Raw genomic sequence first — 22,647 nt, 5'->3', positions numbered from 1 at the left:
AACGCCCCCGCTGCGCGGGGGCGTTCAGGCGTTCAAAACAGTGACAACCAGCGGCCCGTCAGGGCGCCGGCGTGGTCACCGTGAACGGCGTGCCGTCGCCCAGGTGGAGAATGGCCCGCCCCGGCGTCGGCTGCTCCGCCGCCGCACTCCGCGGCAGCTTCGCGCCGATCAGGTCGCCCGAGCGGTGCGTGGTCGGCGACAGCAGAACACCGCGGCGCGCCTTCTTCGCGTCGACCTGCCAGCCGGAGAACCCGCCGCAGATCTCGCCCTCGTCGCCGCCGAGCACCAGGTAACGGCCCTGTTGGGCGCCCTGGGTGACCACGACCTTCAGCTCGTCGGCGGCGTCGCAGCGGCGCAGGTCCTCGCCGTCGTCGATCAGCAGCACGATGGGGTTCTCCAGCGAGGCGGTGCTCATCGCCTCGCGCAGTTCCTTCTCGTAGAGATCGTCGCCGGTGAAGACATGGACCACGCCGTCCTGGCCGGCCAGATCGCGCAGTGCGGAGGGCCGGGGAGCCGCGATCACCACGCGAACACCCTGCGCCAGATAGGACTTGGCGAGCATGGTGAGCACGGTGGAGCGTCCCGACTTGGGCGGGCCGGCGATGATGAACGCCGGGGTGCCCTGGGCCAGGTCGGGGCCGTAGCCCATCAGTTCGTCGCCGCCGACGCCGATCAGGCCCCAGAGGCGGGAGTTGGACGTCTCCGGGTCGCGCATCTCCCACGCGTCGGCGAAGGTGAGGCGGCTGGGCAGTACATCCACCCGGAACGGGCGCCTGGAGCGCGGCACGGCCGCGTCCCGTTCGGTGGCCCAGTCGCCGATGGCGCCCAGCGCCGCCGCCTGGGCCTGGCCCGACAGCTCCTCGGCGAGCACCGCGATCTGGATCTCGGTGAGCGCCTGGTTGCGGAACATCCGCCCGTCGGCGACCTCTTCGGGCACCTTGCGGGCCGGCATGCCGATGCTGGAGTAGTCGGACTTGTCCGAGAGGCGCATCGCGTAGCGCTCCTCGGTGAGGGTGGCGATCCGGCCGGAGAGAACGCTGCGGTCGCCGACGATGACGATATGGATGCCGACGCTGGCGCCCTCCCGCATCATCACGAAGATCTCGTCGGTGAGCGCGCCGTGGTCGATCTCGCCGAGGGTGGAGACCCAGCCCTCCCAGCGGTCGATCAGGATCACCAGATGCGGCAGCCGCTGGTCGGGCTGGGCGGTGGCGCGCTGCTCGTTGATGTCGGCCAGCGCGTCGGCGGCCAGCACCTCCTGGCGGCGGTCCATCTCCTGGCGCAGCCGACGGATCAGCCGCCGCACCCGCTCCACCTGGTTACGGGTGACGACGGCGCCGCAGTTGGGCAGCTTGGTCAGCGCGTTGAGCGCGCCGTTGCCGCAGTCGATGCCGTACATGTGCACATCGGCGGTGGAGTGGATCCAGGCCAGCGAGCCGGCCATGGTGCGCAGCAGCTGGGAACGGCCGCTGCGCGGGGCGCCGCCGACCAGCATATGGCCGAAGGAGCGGAAGTCGATCGCGGCGGAGCGCCGCGCCTGCTGGGTGGGCAGGTCCTCCACTCCGAAGGGAGCGGCCGGCAACATGCCCTGGGGCGCGGGGTGTTCGAGATCCCGCAGCAGTACGGCGTCGCCGAGCGCGGGCAGCCAGGGGCTGTGCTGCTTGGGGAAGCCGAGCTGTCGGTCGGCCTCGATCACCGCGTCGACCAGCACCTTGAGGTCGGTGATCTCCTCCTCCTGGGACTTGGCCCCCGGCGGCTTCCTGAGCGCGGCGCGGCCGAGACCGTTCCAGTCCAGCTGTCCCGACCAGGGGCGGGAGACCGCCGCGTCGACGGCGCCAGGACGGCGGCCACCGACGCGTCCGGACTGGAAGGGCACCAGCGAGGCGTGCCCGAGCCGGACGAAGGCGCGTCCGGGCGTGGACTTGGCGATGAAGCCGGCGTCCGGGGCGTCGATGACGTCCGAGGACTCGCTGCCGTCGGTGACGCGCAGCGCGATCCTGAGGTTGGTGTTGGCGCGGATCTCCGGGGAGACCACGCCGCTGGGGCGCTGGGTGGCGAGCAGCAGATGGATGCCGAGGGAACGGCCCCGCTGCGCGATGTTGACCAGGCCCTTGACGAAGTCGGGCAGTTCCCGCGCCATCGAGGCGAACTCGTCGATGACGATGAGGAGTCGGGGCAGCGGGGTGAGCCGGCCAGGGTTGCGCCGGATCAGGTCCTGGTAGTCCTCGATGTCCTTGGCGCCGACGTCGGCGAGGATGTGCTCCCGACGGTGCAGCTCGGCGCCGAGCGAGGTCAGCGCGCGTTCCACCAGGTGGTTGTCGAGGTCGGTGACCATGCCGACGGTGTGCGGGAGTTGCACACAGTCCTTGAACGCGGAGCCGCCCTTGTAGTCCACCAGGACGAAGGTCATGTTCTCCGGCGTGTTGGCCACGGCGAGCGAGGCCACGATGGTCTGCAGCAGCTCCGACTTGCCGGAGCCGGTGGTGCCGGCGATCAGACCGTGCGGGCCGTCCCTGCGCAGGTCGATGGCGAAGCCGCCGTCGTAGGACTCGCCGATCACCGCCTCCGTGGACTGGCCGCCCATCCGCCAACGGGCCGCGATGGCGCCGGCGCTGGGCGGCTCCATCTCGATCACGTCCAGCAGCCGGGACGACGAGGGCAACGCCGCGTCCTCCGACTCGCCGCTGATGTCGCGGATCGGGGAGAGCGAACGGGCCAGCAGCTCGCACCATTCGGGCAGCACCCAGTCGGGGCGGACGCCTCGGAGGCGATAGGCGCCGGTCTGTTCGACGCGTAGCCGGTCGGCCGTCATCGCCGGGGCCTGCACCGCGCCGGGGCCGCCCTGGCCGAACGGGCTGCCGCCGGGGACGGCGAGGAAGGTGTGGAAGCCGGTGGCGTAGCCGGGCTGCCGGGCGCCGCCGGAGGAGGCGCGGTCCGGGTTGGGCTCGGCGATCACGACGGCCTGGCACTCGCTGGGCAGGAACCGTTCCTCGTCGTCGAGGCAGAGCGCGAAGATGGAGACGGCGGGGCCCTCGCGCAGCAGCCGGATCACGCCGGGCAGCGAGCGCATCTTCCGGGAGCCGTCGAAGATGACGACGATGTCCGGATCCTTGAAGCTGGTCGGCCCGTTGGACCTGGCCGTCTTGGCGGCCTTCTGCCGGGCGTCGAGCGCGCCGGTCAGCTCGGCGACCCGGGCGCCGATGGTCTCCGCGTCGTTGCCGATCAGGAGGTTGGTGTCCTGCTCGGGGGCCGGCCTGGCGTGCGGCAGCCAGCGCATCCAGTCCCAGCTGTACTGTCCGGTGCCGTCGGTGAGGAGCACGAACTGGACGTCGACCGGGCTGTGCAGCACGGCGATCTGGCCGACGGACCAACGGGCCAGCGCGCGGGCCGCGTCGCCGGAGCCGGCGTAGCCGATCACACCGAGGCTGCGCAGCGGCAGGGTGACGGGCGCGTCGGCGATCTTCCAGGCGACCTGGCGCTTGTGCTCGTCCTGCTCGGGGTCGCTGAGCACCACCTCGGAGTCCAGTTGGACGGTGCCGACCCGCAGCAGCAGATGGTCCTCGTCGGTGCGGCGGCGTTCGAAGAGGCGGGTGCGCGGACCGGTGGCCTGGGTGAGCACGGTCGCCGGGTCGGGCGCGGCGTGCCGGCGGGCGAACCGCTCGGCGATCAGCGCGTCCCGGGCGTCCTTCTCGATCCTGGCCTTGCGCTCGCGGTACTCCTCCATCTTCTTGGCGTGCGATATGCGGCCCCGCTTCTTGTCCATGAAGTAGTTGGACAGCAGCATGATGGGGCTCATGAACGCCATCATCAGGAAGATCCAGCGCCCGGTGATGCTGGCCATGGCGACGGCGCCGACCACCGGGAGGATGGCCATCAGCCAGGGCAGCGGCCGCTTCTCGCGTTCGCCGACCGGCTTGGGGAGGCTGAACTTGGTCTGCCGCTCGGGCGGCAGCAGCCTCGGCGGCCGGTTGTAGTCGAGTCCTGCGCCGTCCTCGGAGACCTTGAGCGCGGCGTCCGGCGGGAAGTACGGGGTCAGCTCGAACAGCGAGTCGCCGATGGCGAGTTGCTTGCCGAGCTTCCAGACCGCGCGGTCGCCCTCGGTGTGGTAGAAGGGCTCGCCGTCGATCAGGGGCTGTTCATCGCTGTAGACGGTGACCCGGCAGGTGCCGTCGCCGGCGACGCGCAGGGTCATGGCCCGCTCGGGCAGCGTCGGGTCGCCCACCTGGATGTGGACCTGCTGGCCGGTGCCGATCTCGACCTTGCCGACGCCCATCCGGTGCACCGCACCGGCCGCCGGACCGCCCACCACGCGCAACTCGACGAGCCCGTTGGGCTCCGGCGGCCAGCAGCCGCTCGGGTTGTGCAGGCTCACCACGCTGCCTTCGCGCAGCGGGGAGAGGGCGAGGGTCAGACCGGGATCGACATACTCGCCGTTGACGAACAGATGGGCGCCACCCGGCGCTTCGACGTGGCCGCCCTGCTGTCCGCCCGCCGCCGCGTAGCGACTGCCCACGGCCTGGGTGAACTCGGGCGTCAGGTCCGCGATCTGCGTCTCCGGATCGGCGTCGATCACGGTATCGGCCCGATGACCCCCGACCGGGTCTACTACTGTCAGGGTCAGGCGCACACTCATCCTCCCGTTGCTGACACGATCTCCAGTTGGCTGAACCCGCACATCATCGCATCCCGCCGCATGGTGCCCGTGGGGGGCAAGAGCCCGGACGGGTGCGGGAGAGCCAGCCGCCCCGAGGGCGGAGATGCGGTGAAAGCCCCGCTGGTTCCCGGTGCTTCCGTATGGCTTCCACGATGCCCCAGTTTTGTCCCGGTTGGAAGCGAAACGGGAGCGCCGGGGGCGCCAATCCGTCGTCCCGCTGTCGGTCCCGCGCCCCGGGGGGCGTGGGGTGGCGCGAGGGGTGATCGTGCGCCGGTGACGGGCTTGCGGACGACCCGCGAACGCCTCCCGCTACACGTCGCGGAAATCCCACGAAATACCTCTGGGTTCAGCGCAACCGGCCGCCAACCGGCGACGTCCTTGGTGTTGTTGAGGTCGAGCGGAGGCTGCCGGGGACGGGGCTTTCGTCCGAGTTGACGCACACGTAGGCTGTGGTCCGACGGCGTGCCGTCTCGGACGTGACCGCGACGCCGTACCGCACGCAGCGGGGGGAAGGCCCCCGCCAGGGCCAGAGGAGGGGACCGCCATGAGCGATATGGATGTGACTTATGACGATATGCAGGAGGCTGGTGACCGACTCATCGATGAGCGGGACCAGATCGACCAGAAGCTGTCGTCGCTCCAGAGCTACATCGACAACCTGGTCCAGACGGGCTTCGTGACGAGCCGCGCCTCCCGTGCCTTCGACGAGTCCTACCGCGAGTTCACCACCGGTGCGCGCAGGGTCATCGAGGGTCTTGAGGGCATGGGCACGTACCTGAAGACCGCGGCTGACACCTACCGCGAGACCGACGAGGGTCTCGAAGGCGCCATCCGCGGCGGCTGATTCCCGCCTCCCGCGTATGAGGGCGGTGCCGGGATGCCTCAGGGCATCCGGGCACCGCCCTCGCCTTTGTGCTCGGGGCGAGGGCGGTGTCGGCGTGGTCGGCGGGGGTCAGCGGGCGTAGCCGGCCCTGATGTCGGCCCAGCGTTCGGCCTGCTCGGGGGTGAGGCGGCCGCGCAGTTCGGCGAGCTTGAGGAGGTTGGCCTCGGCGCCGGTGGTGAGGGTCTGGGCCTCCGCCAGATAGTGGTCGTCGATCAGCGCCTCGACCTCGGCGTCGTTCATCACCGGCACGATGCGCTCGGCGAGTTGGTTGGTGTTGCGGTAGGAGCCCTGGAGGCGGAACGGGGGCTCGGTGCGGGTGGCGTCCTCCTGGGTGGCGGAGGCGATATAGGCCGCGTTGACGCGGAGCGTGGTGTCCTGGATGTGCAGCAACTTGCGCAGCACGGCGAGGATCTGCTCCAGATCGCTGGGTGTGTAGGGGTGGCGCAGCCGCTCGGGCGATGCCGTCTCGTCGCCCCTGGCGAGGCGCACCAGCAGCTCGATGTCGGCGCGTTCGCGGGCGGCCAGCGGCGCCAGCACCGGGTTGGCGGTGAGGGCGTTCTCGATATGGCTGAGCGCGAACAGCTCCTCCCGGCCGCTGAGCACATCGCCCAGGTTCCACACGTCGGCCCGGTTGGCGAGCATGTCGGGCACCCGGAAGCGGCTGCCGGACTCGGTGAACGGGTTGCCCGCCATGCAGACGGCGAAGCGTTTGCCGCGCAGATCGTGGGTGACGGCCTCGCCGTCGGCGGTGCGCACCCCGTCGATGCGGCGCTGGGCGTCGCAGAGCGGGATGAAGCGCTGGAGCAGTTCGGGCGAGGTGTGCTGGATGTCGTCGAGATGCAGCAGCACGTTGTTGCCCATCTCCAGCGCGAAGTTGAGCTTCTCCACCTCGCGGCGGGCCGCCGCGTCGGGGGCCGCGTTCGGGTCCAGTGAGGTGGTGTGGTGGCCGAGCGCGGGGCCGTCCACCTTGACGAAGACCATGCCGAGCCGGGCGGCGACATACTCCATCAACGTGGTCTTGCCGTAGCCGGGCGGGGAGAGCAGCATCAGCAGGCCCTGGCTGTCGGTGCGCCGGTCGGCGCCGGCGGTGCCGAGCTGTTTGGCGAGGTTGTCGCCGATCAGCGGCAGATAGACCTCGTCCAGCAGCCGGTTGCGGACGAACGCCGGCATCACCCGGGGACGGTAGGAGTCCAGGCGCAGCCGGCGGCGTTCGGCGTCCAGCAGCGCGTTGCGGCGCCGCACATAGGCGCGGTGCGCGGGCACCCGGACGGTGCGGAACTCGTCGGTGCGGGCCAGGAACTCGTCGAGCCGCAGGGTGAGTTCGCCCCGGGGCAGCCTGGGGTGGCTGCCCAGCAGGCCGCTGATGGTGGCGGTCAGCGGGGCGTCGAGCTGGCGGTGTTCCAGCGTTTCGCCGGTGAGTTCGACGGCGGCGGCCTCGGGCAGGTCGGTGGTCTCCCGTTCGTGGGCGGCGGTGAACGCGCCGAGCCAGGCGGTCACCAGCTGGTGGCGGGCGGCCAGGTCGGGCCCGATGGCCTTGAGGTCCTGGGCCAGCTCGCGGCTGCCGGGGTCGCCGATGGCGGACCGGAAGTCGTCCAGCAGCGCGGTGGCGGCGCCGCTGGTGGCGAACGCGGGCTTGCCGGTGCTCAACTCCTCGACCAGATAGTCGCCGAGCGCGGCGGGCGCCCGCTCGGGCAGGCCGCCGGAGCGGGGCAGTGCGGCGAGGAACGCGTCGGCGGCTTCGGTGAGTTCGGCGGCGAGCGCGGCGACGGCGTCGGGGCCGCCGGAGCCCTGGAACACGGTCCGCGCGCGGGCCAGCGACTGGGCCCTGACGATCCAGCCGACGCGGGCCTCCTCGCCGGTGCCATGGGCCCAGAACAGCTGGGCCAGCGCGCGGACCCCGGGCGGGAAGCGCAGCAGTCCCGCGCCCTCGCGCAGCCGTAGCACGGCGGACAGGATCCGCGTCGCGTCCTGGTCGTGGACGCCCCTGTCATAGCCCTCGTCATAGGCGGCCTCGGCGAACCTCCTTACCAGTTCGAGGAGTCGCGTCTCGTCGGCGGCCTGTGCCAGCTCCTCGGGGCGCAGCCCGGTGAGCACGGCGGCGGCCAGGTGTTCGGCGCGGTAGACCTCGGGGGATTCGGAGGCCAGCGGCTGGTCCCAGAAGTGCCGGGCGGCGGCCAGCTCCTGGTCGGTGACGGCGGCCCGGTAGTCGGTGCCGGTGACGGCGAACGCGAGACCGCCGTCGTGCGGGACGAGGGTGAGGTCGACGGGCTGCTGGACGGCGGTGAAGTGGTGCCTGCCGAGCCGGATGGTGCCGTCGGCGCCGAACAGGTCGGCCCGGTCGCGCAGCGCGCGGCCGGCCTCCTGGCGCAGCGCGGTGAGCCGGCCCTCGATCTCGTCGGCGCGGACATGGCCGCCGATGGTGCGCAGTTCCTCGGCGGTGGCGCGGACCCTGGCGACCAGCGGGTCGGCGGCGAAGTAGGCGTTGACCTCGTCCTGGCTGCTCTGCGCGGTGGCGCGGCGGCCCACGGTGTCGAGCACCCGCTCGGCGGACGCGGCGAGCCGTTCCGCGTGCCTGGCCTGGTCGTCCAGCTGGGCCTGCTTGCGGGCGGCGAAGGTCTCGTAGATCTCCTCGCGCTGGTCGGCGAGTTGGGTGAGGAAGTCGTCGAAGGTGCCGAACCTGGCCTCCAGGTTCTCCACCTGGAGCAGCAGCCGGCCGAGGTGTTCGTCGCACTCCTCGGGGGTGCCGGCGGCGGCCAGCGCGCCGGTGACGGACTGGCCGAGCAGCGCGTACTCGGCGGCGAACTCGGCGCGGCCCTCGGTCTCCAGAAGTTCCCGGCGGCGTCCGTCCAGCACGGCGCGGGCCCGGTTGACGGCGCCCATCACCTCGCCGATCCGGGTCAGCAGATCGGTGCGCACCAGGGCGTCGTCGATCTCCAGGGTGCCGATCACATCGGTGACGGTGCGGAGTTCGTCGGCGTGCTCGTCGCATTCGGCGGCGAGCGGCGCGGCGTCGGCGACGCTCTCCACGGTGCCGGCGCGTTCGGTGAGGGTGGCGATGGCGGCGTGGCTCTCGTCGAACGCGTCCTCGCGGGAGAGGAAGGCGACGGCGCGACGGCCGGTGGCGGTCAGCGACTCGGCCAGGGTCTCGTCGAGCGCGTCCAGCCCGGCGGTGTCGATATGGCGGGTGTCGCGGAGCGCAGCGACCCGGCCCTGGGCGCGGCGGAGCCGGGTGAGCAGGGTGACCCATTCGGCGGCGCCGCGCGGGGCCTCGCCCCTGGCGCGCCGCACCAGGGCGGTGATCTCGTCCCGCGCCTCGGTGAGCGCGGCGGCGGCCTGTTCGCGGAGCTGCCTGATCCGCTCGTACTCGTCGATGACCTGGTCGGCGGACGCGCGGACGGTGGCCAGCGGCTCGTGCAGGGCGTGGGTGCCGGGCAGCGTCAGCCAGTGGTACTGGTCGGTGAGCCGGTCGCAGGCCGCGACCACGGCCTCGAACACGGCGGTGTCCGGTTCGAGTTCGCCGGCCATCCGGGCGACGGTGAAGGCGTCGGAGATGCCGCGCACCAGGTCGGCGTTGCCGATCCGGGCGAGCGGCCCGGTGCCGGCGGGCTGCCCTGCGGCGTGCTCCTCGCTGGCGAACGGGGTGTGCCACAGCTGCACGGGATGCACCCGGGACGCCTCGGCGGCCTCGGCGCGGCAGACCACCAGACGGCCGTCGTCGAAGAGCGCGAAGCCCAGGCAACTGACCGGGTTGCGCACCGACTTGTCGATCAGGTTGTACGGCAGCAGCAGGGCGCGGCCGCGCGCGTGGGCGCGGAAGACATAGAGCAGGTCCTCGCCGTTGGGCGAGCGGAGCAGCTGCTCGTACTCCAGGTCCTCGGTGTCGATGTCGAAGACGCGGGCGGCGGATCCGGCGGGCGCGGCGGAGAGGTAGTAGCCGCCGGGGAAGATCACGCCCTGGTCGTCGGGGAGCACCCGGCAGCCCTGGCCGAGGCCGTCGAGCCGGACGATCTCCCTGGTGCGGGAGTTGTACACCAGATAGCGGTGCGCGCTCTCGTTGTACGGCAGCACGGAGAGCAGCAGCAGCGCGCCGGCGCGGGCCCAGGCGACCTGGGCGTCGGCCAGCGACTGGAGCGGTTCGGCCAGCGGCTCGCTGTAGCGCCCCTCGGCGGTGCCGGTGTCGTTCTCGGTCTTGACGGTCAGGGTGCCGCCGGCAGTCGCCAAATAGACGGTGTCGTCGATGGCGATATGCGGGTGCTTGCCGGGGACATGGTCCTCGCGGGTGGTCGCCACCCAGACGACCTCGTGCGGGGGCGGCAGCACATGGTCGCGTTCGCCCTTGGCGTCGACATACTCGGGGCGGCCGTCGGGGTGCAGCCGCCAGCGCAACACCCGGATGTCGTCGAGGCGTTCACCGGTGCGGAAGACGGCGAGCAGCAGTGCGCCGACCAGCCGCAGCCTGAGCAGCCTGGACTGCTGGAAGTAGCGAAAGAGTTCGGCGAAGTCCCGTCGGAAGGCGGGGTCGTCGAGCAGGCCGGGGACGGCGTCCGGCGGTACGGGCACGAAGCCCTCGCCGGCCGGCCGGTAGAGGCCGAAGACATCGCCGACGTCGGTGGACTGGCCGGGGGCCGGCGGCACCTGGTAGCCCAGCAGCAGCGCGTCGCCGACCCGCACCAGATCGCGGGGGAGGCTGTCGCGTTCGGTGCGCAGCCGGTCGGTGGCGACCAGCTCCAGCTCCCGGCCGCCGAAGGTCGCCACGCGTTCCGTGTTGAGCGCCCGCGCCCGTTCGGCCAACTCGCCGGCGGCCGTGGTCAGTCGGTCTCTCAGCACCTCGTAGGTGCCGTGGTCAAGCCGTTCTTCCGTGGTGCTCTCCGCCACCCGCGTGGTCACCTTCGCTACCCCCAGCCGTGTCTGTGCCGTCCTAGCCCCGCGCGGCGCCCCCGCCCTCCCCCGGCATCCGGGCCGGGGGAGGGCGGGGGCGCCGTCCCCCTACTTCTCCAGGCGGGGTCCGTCGCCCTTGACCAACCTGCCGTTGGCGCCGGCCAGTTCGGCGACGCGGGTGTCGCCGAGGCCCTGGGCCCGCAGCGTCTCCAGCAGGCCGCCCAACTGGCCGCCGGCGTCGCCGCCCTTGGCGATCAGGCCGCTGAGCAGCCCGGCCAGCGTCAGGTCCCGCAGTCCGCCGGCGCCCAGGCCGCCGACCATCCGGCCGATGTCCTCGGTGAAGGTGGAGTTCTCCTTGTCCAGCCACGGGCCGGCCAGGGCCTGCGCGTGCTCGGAGCGGTCGATGAAGCCGTCCAGGCTCTTGCCGGCCGAGATGGCGCCGACCAGCTTCTCGAAGAACACGGTGTCGCCGCCGACGATGTCGATCTTCGCGTTCTCCAGGCCGGCGCCGACCAGCGCGGCCTGGGACTCGGCGATCTGCCGCTGCACGTCGATGCCGGCGAGCCTGACGTCCTTGTCGGCCTCCAGGCGCAGTCGGTACTCCTCGTGCTCCCGGCTGGCCGCGTCCAGCACGGCCATCGACTCGGCCTTCTCCTTGATGCCGGTCGCCTCGGCGCCCATCTTCTCGCGCAGCGCCTCGGCCTCGGCCAGGCCCATCTCCCGGGCGGCGTCCGCCTCGGCCCGCTTGGTCGCGGCGATGGCCTGAGCCATCCGCTCCTGCACCTCGGCCTCGGCCATGCCGGGCGCGGCGGCCTCGGCGCGCTTGCCCTCGGCCAGCCGGATCGCGGCCTGCGCCTCCAACTCGGCGGCCTTGCGCTGGGCCTCGGCGATGGTCAGGGTCTCGTTGGCGCGGTGCACGGCGGCCGTCTCGGCGGCCTCGGCGGCCTTGATGTCCTTGACCAGCCGCTCCTGGGCCTCCGCCTCGGCGGCGATGATGACGGCCTGCCGCTGCCGCTCGGCCTCCTCGACCGCGCGCAGCCGCTTGATGTCCTCCTCCTGCTGGGCGACGGTCTTCTCGACGGCGATCCGCTCCCGGATCACATCGGCGATGTCCCGCTTCTCGCCCTCCAGTTCCTTGTCGGCGGCGATCCGGTTGAGGCCGGTCTCCCGGTCGCGGGCGATGACCTCCAGCATGCGGTCCTTCTCGATCCGCTCGTTCTCGATGGCCACCACCCGGTCGCGGTTGAGCCGGGCGACGGCGACCTCGCGCTCGCGGTTCTCGTTCTGCACCCCGAGGACCTCGTCGGTCTTCAGGTGCGCGGCCTGGGCGCGCAGCCGCTCCTCGGCCTGGACCTTGGCGGTCTCGGCCTCCTCGCGGGCCCGCACGGTCTCGATCTCGCGGCGCTGCTTGATCTCCGCGTCGGCCTGCCGGCGCTCCAGCTCCAGGACGGCCTCCTTGGCGTCCACGTTCTGGCGGGTGATCTCCTTCTCCTCGTTGCGCCGGAACTCGTTGGTCAACACATGCTGGGCGGCGGTGAGTTCGGTGATCTTCCGGATGCCCTGGGCGTCCAGGATGTTGTTCTTGTCGAGCTGACCGAGCGGGGTCTGCTCCAGGTAGTCGATCGCCGCGTCCTCCAGGCTGTAGCCGTTGAGGTCGGTGCCGATGACGGCGATGATGCGGTCGCGGAACTCGTCGCGCTTGGTGTAGAGGTCGGCGAAGTCCAGCTGCTTGCCGACGGTCTTCAGCGCCTCGGAGAACTTCGCGTTGAACAGCTCCTGCAGCGTGGACCGGTCGCTGGCCCGCTCGGTGCCGATGGCCTGGGCCACCTTGATCACGTCCGACACCGTCTTGTTGACCCGCACGAAGAACGAGATGCGGATGTCGGCGCGGATGTTGTCCTGGCAGATCAGGCCCTCGTGGCCGGTCCGGCCGATCTCGATGGCCTTCACGGAGATGTCCATGACCTCCGCCCGGTGCAGCACCGGCAGCACCACGGCCCCGGTGAAGGTGACATCCACCTTGCGCACCTTGGAGACGATCAGCGCCTTGCCCTGTTCCACCTTGCGGAAGAGCCGGGTGAGCAGGAACAACGTGGCCAGAACGATGATCAGGATCGCGGCGATCAGCACGCCAAGGCTGGTCCCGAGAGTGTCCATGAGGTTGGCCCCCCTTGTGTGTTCAGTTCGGCGGGCGGCGAGGCCCGCACGGCGGCGCCCCGTTCGCGGTGGGTCGCGACGGTGCGGAGCGCCCGGTGGTGAGCTGTGCCGTCGCGCGGACGCCTGACGCCCGGTCGCGCGGCCGGCGTGGATCGTGTTCGCGGAGCTGGTCCGCGTCGTGCCGGCCGGCGGGGTGTGACGGCTGTGACAAGTGGTGTGGTGCGAGATCGAGGTGATGGAGCGTGGAACGTCCGACCGAAGACGAGGACGCCGTCAGCCCCGTGCCCGGTTTCGTCCGGGCCCCGGTTCGTCCGGATCGGGATCCTCGATGGGCACGTCCGCGGCGTCGAGCGCCAACGGACCGGCGTCATAGGGCGCCACCCAGAAGAACCCGCCGTCGGCCTCGTAGCCGTAGATCATCGCCCGGTGCCCGGCGGCCAACTCAGCCGCCTCCGGGCCCTCGGCCCGTACCTGGATGATCGCGGTGCCGCCGTCGTCGGCGGCCACCTCGGCCTGGCCGAAGCCGCCGGTGACCCGGCTGGTGCGCACCTCGCACACCCGGCCGACGAAGTCCTGGTGGTAGATCCCGCTCTCCGCCACGAACAGCCGACGCAGCGGCCGGACGGCCAGCCAGCTGCCGGCCCAGCCGACGAACAGCGCGACCGGCGGCACGAACGCCCGAACGACTCCGTCGTCGATCAGCTCCGTGCCCGCCATGGAGACGAACCAGGCCAGCGCGACCAGCAGCGACAGCGAGACGGCGAGCGGAACCCCGCCGAGACCGAACCAGCCGAAGCCGCCGGCCGAACCCGCGTCGACGGGCGCGTCGGCGTCCACCGCGCCGGCGCCCACGCCGAAGGCCAGGGCGAACAGCCAGTAGAGCAACACCACGGCCAGGGGGATGGAGAAGACGACAGCGGGAAATTCCAACGCGGTGGAAAAGAAGTCGCCCATGTCACCCCCCCGAGGTCACTTGACCATATTAATACATCCTTAACACCCGTCCGCGCCAGTACACTTCCGCATCGCACTCCGGCGAACCGCCCCAGAAACGGTCAAAAGCCCCGCGCACTGGCTATGCTGACTCGCTGTCAGCCGTGCCCCTCCCACGGCGACGCCAACCCAGGCAAACCAAGCTTTCCGTCGGCGAGCAGAAACGGGGATGCCCGTGGCGCACCTCGCGACCCGCCTGCGTCGTCTCCTCGCGAGAACCCACCCCGCGCGGCTCGTGGTGCTGGCCATGGCCCTGGCCATCGTGCTGGGCACCATCCTGCTGAAGCTGCCCGTGGCCTCCGCGCACGGCGAGTCCCCCAGCCTGCTGACGGCGCTGTTCACCGCGACCTCCGGCATCTGTGTGACCGGGCTGCTGCTGGTGGACACCGGCAGCTACTGGAGCGGCTTCGGGGACGCGGTGGTGCTCGCCCTGGTCCAGATCGGCGGCTTCGGCATCATGACGCTGGCCTCGCTGCTGGCCCTGGTGGTGGCCGGAAAGCTGCGGCTGCGCACCGCCCTCAGCCTGGACACCGACACCAGCGCCGGCAGCGGCGACATCCGCCGGCTGCTGCGCCGCGTCGCGCTGATCACCGTCACCGTGGAGGCGGTGACCGCGCTGCTGCTCACCGCGCGGCTCGCCATCGGCTACCACGAACCCCTGGGCGAGGCGCTTTACCACGGCGTCTTCCACGCGATCTCGGCGTTCAACAACGCCGGCCTCAGCCCCTACCCCGGCAATCTCACCCACTTCGCCCACGATCCCTGGACCCTGCTGCCCATCGCGCTGGCCGCGCTGCTGGGCGGCCTCGGCTTCCCGGTGATCATCGAGCTGTTGCGGGCCCGTTCCACCCGCCGCACCAGGGGCTTCCACCGCTGGTCGCTCCATCTTCGCCTCACCCTGGCCACCAGCGCGCTGCTGCTGGTCGCCGGGATCGCGCTGACCCTGGCCTTCGAGTGGTCCAACGCCGAGACGTTCGGCCCGTTCAGCGTCGGCGGCAAGCTGCTCAACGCGTTCTTCCACTCGACGGTCGCGCGCACCGCCGGGTTCAACACCACGGACATCGCGGCGATGGAGCCCGAGACGCTGCTGGGCACCACGCTGCTGATGTTCGTCGGCGGCGGCAGCGCGGGCACCGCCGGCGGCATCAAGGTGACCACGGTCGCGGTGCTCGGCGCCGCCGTGCTCGCCGAGGTGAACGGTCAACGGGAGGCCCAGCTCTTCGGCCGCCGGCTCACCCCCGAGGTGGTGCGGCAGGCGCTGACCGTGACGCTGCTGAGCGCGGTCCTGGTGACGGTCTCCGCCATCGCGCTGATGGCGACGCTGGAGGCCAGGGCCGAGCTGGTGATCTTCGAGACGGTCTCGGCCTTCGGCACCGTGGGGCTGCACTCGGGGCTGGTCGGGGAGAGCCCGGCGAGCTGCCAACTGATCATCATCGCGCTGATGTTCGTCGGCCGGATCGGCCCCATCACCCTGGTCTCCGCGCTGGCCCTGCGGGTCAGGCCCCAGCGGTACCGCCTCCCCGCCGAACGGCCGATCATCGGTTGACCGAACCATCGGCATGACCTTGGAGCCCCATGAGCAGCCATCTGCACGCACTGCGCCGCAGGCGCGGCAAGCACACAGGACCCGACGAGCCCGAGCACCGGACCGGCCGCCCGACCAGGGAGGAGCAGCGGATCGCCGTCATCGGCCTGGGGCGCTTCGGCACCTCGCTGGCCGAGGAGCTGATGCGCCGGGGCTGGGAGGTGCTGGGCATCGACGCCGACGAACGGCTGGTGCGTCAGCACCGCGACGTCCTCACCCACGCGGTACAGGCCGACGCCACCGACGAGGAGGTGCTGCGCCAGCTCGGGGTGCGCGACTTCAGCCGCGCGGTGGTCGCCATCGGCACCCATGTGGAGGCGAGCATCCTGGTCACCTCCAATCTGCTGGAGGAGGGCGTGCCCAATATCTGGGCCAAGGCGATCAGCCGCCAACACGGCAAGATCCTGGAGCGGTTGGGCGCCCACCATGTGATCCTGCCGGAACACGAGATGGGCGAGCGGGTCGCCCATCTGGTGACCGGCCGGATGCTCAACTTCATCGAGTTCGACGACGACTACGCCCTGGTCAAGACGGTCGCGCCGGAGAGGACGACGGGGATGCCGCTGGGCGAGAGCGGGGTCAGGAGGCGCTATGGCGTCACCGTCGTCGGCGTCAAACGGCCCGGCCGGCAGTTCACCCACGCGACGGCCGAGACGGTGATCGAACCGGGCGATGTGATCGTGGTGACCGGGCGCACCGGCGATGTGGAGACCTTCGCCGATATGACCTGAGCCTCGACGGGAGGCTCCTCAGGACTGGTCGGCGAAGAGCGTGCCGCCGACCGCCGAGCGGTCGTCCGCCACCCCGACCAGGGTGACGGCGATATCCGGGCGGAACCGTTCGCCGAGCGCGGCGACGACGGCGTCGGTGAGACCGGCCGCCAGCCGGGGCGCGGCGTCCGGCACCAACTCATAGATCCCGGCGCGGCTTTCGAGCCGGACCGCGGGGGCCGGCGCGGCGCCGAGCCGGCCGCCGACCGCGAACCGCGCGGTGGGGACGGCCTGGAAGGAGATGACCACCAGCGGTCGGGCCCAGTCGCCGTAGACGGAGACCACGGCGTCGGTGAGGGTGTCGACGAGCCGCTGCTCGGCGGTGCCGTCCAGAAGTTCCTCGGCGAGGGTGACGGTGCAGTGCGGCATACTTCACTCCTGCTGCTGTTACTGGAGACAAAATAGATTTGGAAGCAAACATAATGGCCGCTGCGCCCCCCGTCCAGTCCGATCCGGCGGACGGCGGTGATCTCGACGCCGCCATCCGCACCCTGCTGCTGGTCCTGCCCCGGGCCGTCGGCCGGATCAAACGCATGGAAGTGCCCGAGGAACTACGGGAGATGGCGCTCGCCCCGCGCCATCTGTCGCTGCTGTCCTTCCTGCTGCTCGACGGCCCGATGACGGTCAGGGAGCTGGCCGACCGCCTTGAGGTGGCGCCGACCACCGCGAGCCTGCTGGTCGGCGAGCTGAGCAGAAAGGGCGTGCTGGACCGGCGCGAGGACGAACGGGACCGGCGGCGGCGCATCGTCAGCGTCCCCGAGGCCAAACGTCCGGTGCTGGAACGCTGGCTCTCCCCCGGCGCCCGCGCCTGGCGCACCGCGCTCGCGCCGCTCCAACCTGCCGAACGCGCTGCCGTGGTAAGGGCGTTCACCGCCTATGAGGCGGCGCTCAGCGAGGGGACCGAGGAATAGCCGCTCGGCAGCGGGTACGGTGGGCGGCGGTGTGCCGGGAAGTCTGGTCGGCGAGGTGTTCGCCCTGCCCGCCCGAAGGACCGAGAGGCCCCGCCATGTCACACCCCACCCGCCGCCGTCGCTCCCTCGCCGAACTGCTCCGGCTTGAGGTCACCGGCGGGCTGCTGCTGCTGACCGCCGCCGCGCTGGCGCTGCTGCTGGCCAACTCGCCGCTGGGCGACGGCTACACGGAGCTGCGCGACCACCATCTGGGGATCCCGTTCCTCGGCCTCGACCTCTCCGTCGGGCACTGGGCCTCGGACGGGCTGCTGGCGGTCTTCTTCTTTGTCGCCGGCACCGAGCTGAAGCGCGAGCTGACCGTCGGCGAGCTGCGCCGCCCGGCGGCTGCCGCGCTGCCGGTGGTGGCGGCGATCGGCGGCATGGTCACCCCGGCGCTGGTCTATCTGGTGGTCGCCGTGCCCCGGGGCGGGGCGCCCGACGGCTGGGCGGTGCCGATGGCCACCGACATCGCGTTCGCGCTCGGCGTGCTGGCCGTCGTCGGCCGCCATCTGCCGAGCGCGCTGCGCACCTTTCTGCTGACCCTGGCGATCGTCGACGACCTGATCGCGATCCTCGTGATCGCGGTCTTCTTCACCTCGGGCCTCGACCCGCTGGCGCTGCTGGGCGCGGCGGCGGGCCTGGCGCTCTTCCGGCTGCTGCACGGGCGCGGCGTGCGCGGCTGGTACTGGTACGTTCCGCTGGCCCTGGCCGTCTGGGTGCTGACCTACCACAGCGGGGTGCACGCCACCGTCGCCGGTGTGGCGCTCGGCATGCTGCTGCGGGCGACCCCGGGGGACGGCGAGGCCGAGGCGCCGGCGGAACGCGTCGGGCAGCTGGCGCAGCCGTTCTCGGCCGGCATCGCCGTGCCGGTCTTCGCGCTCTTCGCCGCCGGGGTCTCCGTCTCGCCCGGCACCGTCGGCAAGCTGGCCGGCGAGCCGGAGGCGGCCGGGGTGGTCGCCGGCCTCTTCCTCGGCAAGCTGCTGGGCATCTTCGGCGCGAGCTGGCTGCTGGTCCGGTTCACCCGCGCCCGGCTCGCCCCGACGCTGCGCTGGCCGGACATCGCCGGCCTGGCGCTGCTGGCCGGCGTCGGGTTCACCGTCTCGCTGCTGATCACCGAGCTGGCCTTCGCCGACGACCCGACGGTGGAGGAACACGCCAAGGTGGCCGTGCTGTTGGCCTCGCTGCTGGCCGCCGGCTGCGCCTCCGTCGTGCTCACGCTGCGCGGTCGGGCCCGGCTGCGGGAGGCGGCCTCGCCGTCCCACTCCGCCGTGACCTAAACGAGACCCATCACACGGAGAGCCCCGCATAGATGCGATGAGTCTGGGTAGCCGCGCGGCCATGGCTCCACCAGAGAGAGAGTTTCCGAGCGACAGACACCGGCGAGCCGGCCTCAGCCGTCGATCGCTGCTGGCCGGCGCCGCCGTCTTCGGCGGCCTGGCGGCGGCCGGCTGCAGCCGGGTCCCCGCCGAGGGCAAGGTGGAGGGGGGTGATCTGCTGGAGCGGCTGCGCGACAAGGGCACCGTGAAGGTCGGCATCGCCAACGAGCCCCCCTTCGGCTATATCAACGACGACGGCGAGCCCACGGGCGAGGCCCCGGAGATCGCCAAGGTCCTTTTCAAACGGCTGGGCGTCGACAACGTCGAACCGGTGCCGGTCGACTTCAGCGCGCTGATCCCCGGGCTCAAGGCCAGGACCTTCGACGTGGTCTCCGCCGGCATGTACATCAACCCTGAGCGATGCGCCCAGGTCCTTTTCTCCGATCCCGACTACCAGATGCCGGACTCCTTCATCGTGCCGGCCGGCAATCCCAACGGCATCACCAAATACGAGGACATCGCCGAGCAGGGCCTCACCCTGGCCACCGGCCAGGCCTACGCGGAGATCGACTACGCGCTGGCCGCCGGCGTGCCCAACGGCAAGCTGCTGATCCTGCCCGACCAGGTGGCGGGGCTCGACGCCGTCGTCCAGGGGCGCGCCGACGCGTTCGCCGGGACCAATGTCACGGTCATGGGCGTGGTCGAGGGCAACAGCCGGGTCGAGGCGACCGAGGCGTTCGTGCCGATCGTCAACGGCGAGCCGGCCTACGGCGCCGGCGCCTTCGCGTTCCGGCTCTCCGAACAGAACCTGCGCAACGCCTTCAACGAGGAGTTGCACAAGATCAAGGAGAGCGGGGAGCTGCTGGAGATCGTCGCGCCCTTCGGGTTCACCGAGGCGGAGATGACCGAGCTCACCGCTGAGGAGCTTTGCTGATGATGACCGAGGGGATGTTCAACAACTACTTTCTGCCGGGCATCTGGATCACGGTCCAGGTGACCCTCTACAGCGCGGCCCTGGCCCTGGTGGTCGCGTTCGCCGTCGGCACCCTGCGCACCTCCCGGCTGTGGATCGTACGGTTTGTCGCCGGCGTCTATTTCGAGATCTTCCGCGGCATGTCGTCGCTGGTGTTGATGTTCTGGCTGGTCTTCTCGGTGCCGCTGCTGTTCCAGTGGCAGTTCGCGCCGATGTACGCGGGCGTGCTGGCCCTGGGCCTCACCTATGGCGCGTACGGATCCGAGGTGGTGCGCGGCGCGCTGGCCGCCGTGCCGGAAGGGCAACGCGAGGCGGGGATCGCGTTGAGCTTCACCCGGATGCAACGACTGCGACGGATCGAGATCCCACAGGCGTGGCCCGAGATCGTGCCGCCGTTCAACAACCTGCTGATCGAGCTGCTGAAGGGCACGGCGCTGGTCTCCACCATCACCGTCGCCGACATGACCTACGCGGGCAACCTGGTGCGCCTCGGCAGCAACGAGAGCGCCCCCGTCTACACCCTGCTGCTGGTGCTGTACTTCGCGCTGGCGTTTGTGATGACCCGCGGCATGCGCGTCCTGGAGCGGCACGCCAAGGCCAACGTCGGCCGGCCCGAGCCCCGTCGCGGGCTGCTGGCCAAGCTCTCCCTGCGGGAGAGCGCCGGTGAGGGCTCGGGCGCGCTCACCACGGGAGGTGCGGCCAAGTGAACTGGGACTGGGACGTTGTCAGTGACTTCATGCCCGTCTTCTGGGACGGGCTCGCGGTCACCCTGCAGGCGCTGGTGCTCGGCTCGCTGATCGCCTTCGGCCTCGGCCTGGTCTGGGCGATGGCCCAGCGCGCGCCGTTCGCCTGGGTGCGCTGGCCGGTGACCGCGCTGACCGAGTTCATCCGGAACACCCCGCTGCTGGTGCAGCTGTTCTTCCTCTACTACGTGGTGCCCGAGTGGGGCCCCTCGATGTCGGCGCTCACCACCGGCATCATCGGCCTCGGCCTGCACTACTCGACCTACACCGCCGAGGTCTACCGGGCGGGGATCGGCGGCGTGCCGGTCGGCCAGTGGGAGGCGGCCACGGCGCTCAGCCTGCCGCGCTCCCGCACCTGGCTCGCGGTGATCCTGCCGCAGGCCATCCGCCGTGTGGTGCCGGCGCTGGGCAACTATGTCATCGCGATGCTGAAGGACTCCCCCATGATCGCGGTCATCGGGGCGATGGAAATGCTCGGAGAGGCCGAGAACTTCAGCAACACCACCTTCACCACCGAGGCCTACACGATCGTGGGCATCGCCTTCCTCGTCATCGCCTACCCGGCCTCTCTGCTGATCCGAGTTCTGGAGCGTCGTCTTGCCCTCACCAGCTGAAACCCCGAGAAACGAAACCACCAACGGCAGCCGCGCCACCGGTAGCGAGCTGGTGCGGTTCGACAAGGTCACCAAGCGGTTCGGCGACGTGACGGTCCTGGACCAGCTGGACTTCTCGGTGGACACCGGGAAGCACGTCACCCTCATCGGCCCCTCCGGATCGGGTAAGACCACCATCCTGCGGCTGCTGATGACCCTGCTCACGCCCGAAGAGGGCACCATCAAGGTGGACGGCGACTATCTGACCCACCAGGAGCGGAACGGCAGGCTGGTCAAGCCGTCCGAGGGGCATGTGCGGGAGGTGCGCAAGAAGATCGGCATGGTCTTCCAGCACTTCAACCTCTTCCCCAACATGCGGGTGCTGCGCAATGTGATGGAGGCCCCGGTGCATGTCCTGGGGCTCTCCAAGGACGAGGCGGAGCAGCGCGCCAAGCAACTGATCGAGCTGGTCGGGCTCTCCGAGCAGCTGGACAAGTACCCGAGCCAGCTCTCCGGCGGCCAGCAGCAGCGGGTCGCCATCGCCAGGGCCCTGGCGATGCGCCCCCAGGTGCTGTTGCTGGACGAGGTCACCTCCGCGCTGGACCCGGAACTCGTCGCCGGTGTGCTGGACGTGCTGCGTGACATCGCGGTCAGCACCGACATCACCATGCTGGTGGTCACCCATGAGATGTCCTTCGCGAGGGACATCTCGGACTCGGTGCTGATGTTCGACCGGGGGAAGATCGTGGAGTCCGGATCCCCGGACAAGATCTTCAGCGAGCCGGAGCACGACCGCACCAAGGAGTTCCTGTCCACGGTGCTGTGACCGGGGCCGGTCCCCGGCCGTGACGACCGACCCCGGTGGGGCGCCGTTCCTGGTGAACAGGGCGCGCCGCCGGGGTCGTTCTCGCTACGCTGGGAGACGTTTGGCGCACATGCGTGATCCCATGAACGCTGGCAGGAGGACGACGTGGCGACACCGCCCGGGCGCACGGCCCCGTTCCACTCAGTGCGGTACGCACTGCGGCTGCTTGAGACGATCGCCGGGCACCCGGACGGCATACGCGTCGACGAGCTGGGGCAGGCCACCGGACTCCCGCCCAACCAACAGGACCAGCTGCTGCGCATGTTGGTCGCCGAGGGCTATGCGCGAGAGCCCATCGAGGGCGTCTTCGCCCCCGGGGAGACGCTGCTGATGCTGAGCGGCGGCCCCTCCTCGGGCGAGGGCGACGAGGGCGAGGACGGCCGGCGACGCTTCCGTGAGGAACGCCTCCAACGGGCCCTGGACGCCCTGCGGGACTCCCTCAACGCCCCTGTCTACCTGGCGCGTTATGCGGACGGCGAGCTTGAGGTGCCGCGGATCTCCGACACCCCCGACGCCCCGGGCGTCAACGAGTGGGTGGACTTCCGCTCGGCGGCCCATGCCACGGCCATCGGCAAATGCCTGCTCAGCCAGCTCGACCACGACGGCCGACAGGACCATCTGGCCAGACACCGGGCCGCCAGGCTCACCTCACGCACCATCACCGACCGCCGGGTGCTGCTCAGCGCGCTGGATCGGCAGCCGCCCACCGTGCCCGTACTGGACTTCCAGGAATACGCGGTGGGCACGCTGTGCGCGGCCGTCCCGCTGACCGCGGGGGCCACGGTGGGCTGTCTGGCGCTCTCGCTGCCGATCGGCGAGGCTCACCGACTGCGCCGTGCCGCCGAGGAGTTGAACCGCCAGGCGGCCTCGGCGCTGCTCTCGCTCAGCATCTGAGAGCGGCGCCGGGCCGGGAGGTTCAGCTCGCCGGGGGGCCCGCCTGCTGGACCACGTCGAAGGACCACAGCTCGGCGCCGCTCGCCGCGGGCCGCTTCCCCTCGTTGCCGCCGTGCGCCTGCCGCGACGGGCCCTCGGACCAGCGCTGGAAGTCCTCCTCGCTGCGCCAGCGGGTGTACACCAGATAGCGGTCGGAGCCCTCCACGGGCCGCAGCAGCTCGAACCACTCGAAGCCGTCCTGCCGCTCCACCGCGCCGGCCCGGCCTGCGAACCTGCGCTCCAACTCCTCCCGCTGCTCCGCCGGCACGGTCAACACATTGATCTTCACCACGGACATTCCAACCACCTCGACTTCGACATAACGGGGAAACCCCCTTCAGGAGCAGTCTGCTT

The 22,647-nt window shown here is 71.1% G+C and carries 16 protein-coding genes; 10 read left to right on the top strand and 6 right to left on the bottom strand.

All coding sequences use genetic code 11. From position 1 onward, the window contains the following. Positions 1–58: 58 nt before the first annotated feature. Entirely contained in the window at positions 59–4,627 is a 4,569-nt protein-coding gene (locus AOM46_RS00535) for an FtsK/SpoIIIE domain-containing protein (RefSeq protein WP_062203928.1), read from the bottom strand. Positions 4,628–5,198: 571 nt separating this feature from the next. On the opposite strand from AOM46_RS00535, the gene AOM46_RS00530 reads away from it, so the two are divergent. Beyond that, the gene (locus AOM46_RS00530; protein WP_234313574.1) at positions 5,199–5,498 is read left to right on the top strand and encodes a WXG100 family type VII secretion target; all 300 of its coding nucleotides are present in this window, start codon (positions 5,199–5,201) and stop codon (positions 5,496–5,498) included. Between the two features lie 108 nt (positions 5,499–5,606). Here the strand turns inward: AOM46_RS00530 and AOM46_RS00525 are convergent, their stop codons facing one another. The 3 genes from AOM46_RS00525 to AOM46_RS00515 form a co-directional block, all read right to left on the bottom strand. Beyond that, positions 5,607–10,412, bottom strand: coding sequence for a DNA repair ATPase (locus AOM46_RS00525; RefSeq protein WP_234313573.1), 4,806 nt, complete (start codon positions 10,410–10,412; stop codon positions 5,607–5,609). Between the two features lie 111 nt (positions 10,413–10,523). Continuing rightward, complete coding sequence (locus tag AOM46_RS00520; protein ID WP_062203922.1) at positions 10,524–12,572, bottom strand: SPFH domain-containing protein; 2,049 nt, start codon at positions 12,570–12,572, stop codon at positions 10,524–10,526. Positions 12,573–12,845: 273 nt separating this feature from the next. Then, a complete protein-coding gene (locus AOM46_RS00515; RefSeq protein WP_067225791.1) occupies positions 12,846–13,526 on the bottom strand; it encodes a hypothetical protein in 681 nt (226 codons plus the stop codon). A 214-nt stretch (positions 13,527–13,740) separates the two neighbouring features. Here AOM46_RS00515 and AOM46_RS00510 point away from each other — a divergent pair, with 214 nt between their 5' ends. Together AOM46_RS00510 and AOM46_RS00505 are read left to right on the top strand one after the other, a co-directional pair. After that, the gene (locus AOM46_RS00510; protein WP_234313572.1) at positions 13,741–15,111 is read left to right on the top strand and encodes a TrkH family potassium uptake protein; all 1,371 of its coding nucleotides are present in this window, start codon (positions 13,741–13,743) and stop codon (positions 15,109–15,111) included. A gap of 29 nt (positions 15,112–15,140) precedes the next feature. After that, on the top strand, positions 15,141–15,881 hold the full coding sequence (locus AOM46_RS00505) for a TrkA family potassium uptake protein (protein WP_078856345.1): 741 nt from the start codon (positions 15,141–15,143) through the stop codon (positions 15,879–15,881). A gap of 18 nt (positions 15,882–15,899) precedes the next feature. On the opposite strand, the gene AOM46_RS00500 is transcribed toward AOM46_RS00505, so the two are convergent. Beyond that, on the bottom strand, positions 15,900–16,289 hold the full coding sequence (locus AOM46_RS00500) for a hypothetical protein (protein ID WP_062203917.1): 390 nt from the start codon (positions 16,287–16,289) through the stop codon (positions 15,900–15,902). Between the two features lie 53 nt (positions 16,290–16,342). Between AOM46_RS00500 and AOM46_RS00495 the strand changes: the two genes are divergently transcribed. From AOM46_RS00495 to AOM46_RS00465, 7 genes are all read left to right on the top strand, one after another. After that, positions 16,343–16,831 (top strand): MarR family winged helix-turn-helix transcriptional regulator, encoded by a 489-nt coding sequence (locus AOM46_RS00495; RefSeq protein ID WP_062203914.1) that lies wholly within the window; start codon positions 16,343–16,345, stop codon positions 16,829–16,831. Between the two features lie 95 nt (positions 16,832–16,926). Continuing rightward, complete coding sequence (nhaA, locus tag AOM46_RS00490; RefSeq protein WP_062203910.1) at positions 16,927–18,147, top strand: Na+/H+ antiporter NhaA; 1,221 nt, start codon at positions 16,927–16,929, stop codon at positions 18,145–18,147. 61 nt (positions 18,148–18,208) lie between these two features. Next, positions 18,209–19,120 carry an ectoine/hydroxyectoine ABC transporter substrate-binding protein EhuB gene (gene ehuB, locus AOM46_RS00485; RefSeq protein WP_062203908.1) on the top strand — a complete coding sequence of 304 codons (912 nt, stop codon included), beginning with the start codon at positions 18,209–18,211 and terminating at the stop codon, positions 19,118–19,120. Continuing rightward, positions 19,120–19,866, top strand: a complete 747-nt coding sequence (gene ehuC / locus AOM46_RS00480) for an ectoine/hydroxyectoine ABC transporter permease subunit EhuC (RefSeq protein WP_062203904.1) — start codon at positions 19,120–19,122, stop codon at positions 19,864–19,866. Before ehuB ends, ehuC begins: the two co-directional genes overlap by 1 nt. Continuing rightward, positions 19,863–20,516, top strand: a complete 654-nt coding sequence (gene ehuD, locus AOM46_RS00475) for an ectoine/hydroxyectoine ABC transporter permease subunit EhuD (protein WP_062203901.1) — start codon at positions 19,863–19,865, stop codon at positions 20,514–20,516. The genes ehuC and ehuD overlap by 4 nt, the downstream gene beginning before the upstream one ends. Next, positions 20,500–21,321: an ectoine/hydroxyectoine ABC transporter ATP-binding protein EhuA gene (gene ehuA / locus AOM46_RS00470; protein ID WP_062203898.1), complete on the top strand. Its 822-nt coding sequence runs from the start codon at positions 20,500–20,502 to the stop codon at positions 21,319–21,321. The genes ehuD and ehuA overlap by 17 nt, the downstream gene beginning before the upstream one ends. A gap of 144 nt (positions 21,322–21,465) precedes the next feature. Continuing rightward, complete coding sequence (locus AOM46_RS00465; RefSeq protein WP_062203895.1) at positions 21,466–22,254, top strand: IclR family transcriptional regulator; 789 nt, start codon at positions 21,466–21,468, stop codon at positions 22,252–22,254. 22 nt (positions 22,255–22,276) lie between these two features. Here the strand turns inward: AOM46_RS00465 and AOM46_RS00460 are convergent, their stop codons facing one another. Further along, positions 22,277–22,591 (bottom strand): antibiotic biosynthesis monooxygenase, encoded by a 315-nt coding sequence (locus AOM46_RS00460; protein WP_062203892.1) that lies wholly within the window; start codon positions 22,589–22,591, stop codon positions 22,277–22,279. Positions 22,592–22,647: the final 56 nt, after the last annotated feature.

This window comes from Streptomyces sp. NBRC 109706, from assembly GCF_000974485.1.
In the GTDB taxonomy this organism is placed as follows: Bacteria; Actinomycetota; Actinomycetes; order Streptomycetales; family Streptomycetaceae; genus Streptomyces.
This window is presented reverse-complemented; position numbering and strand designations above follow the sequence as displayed.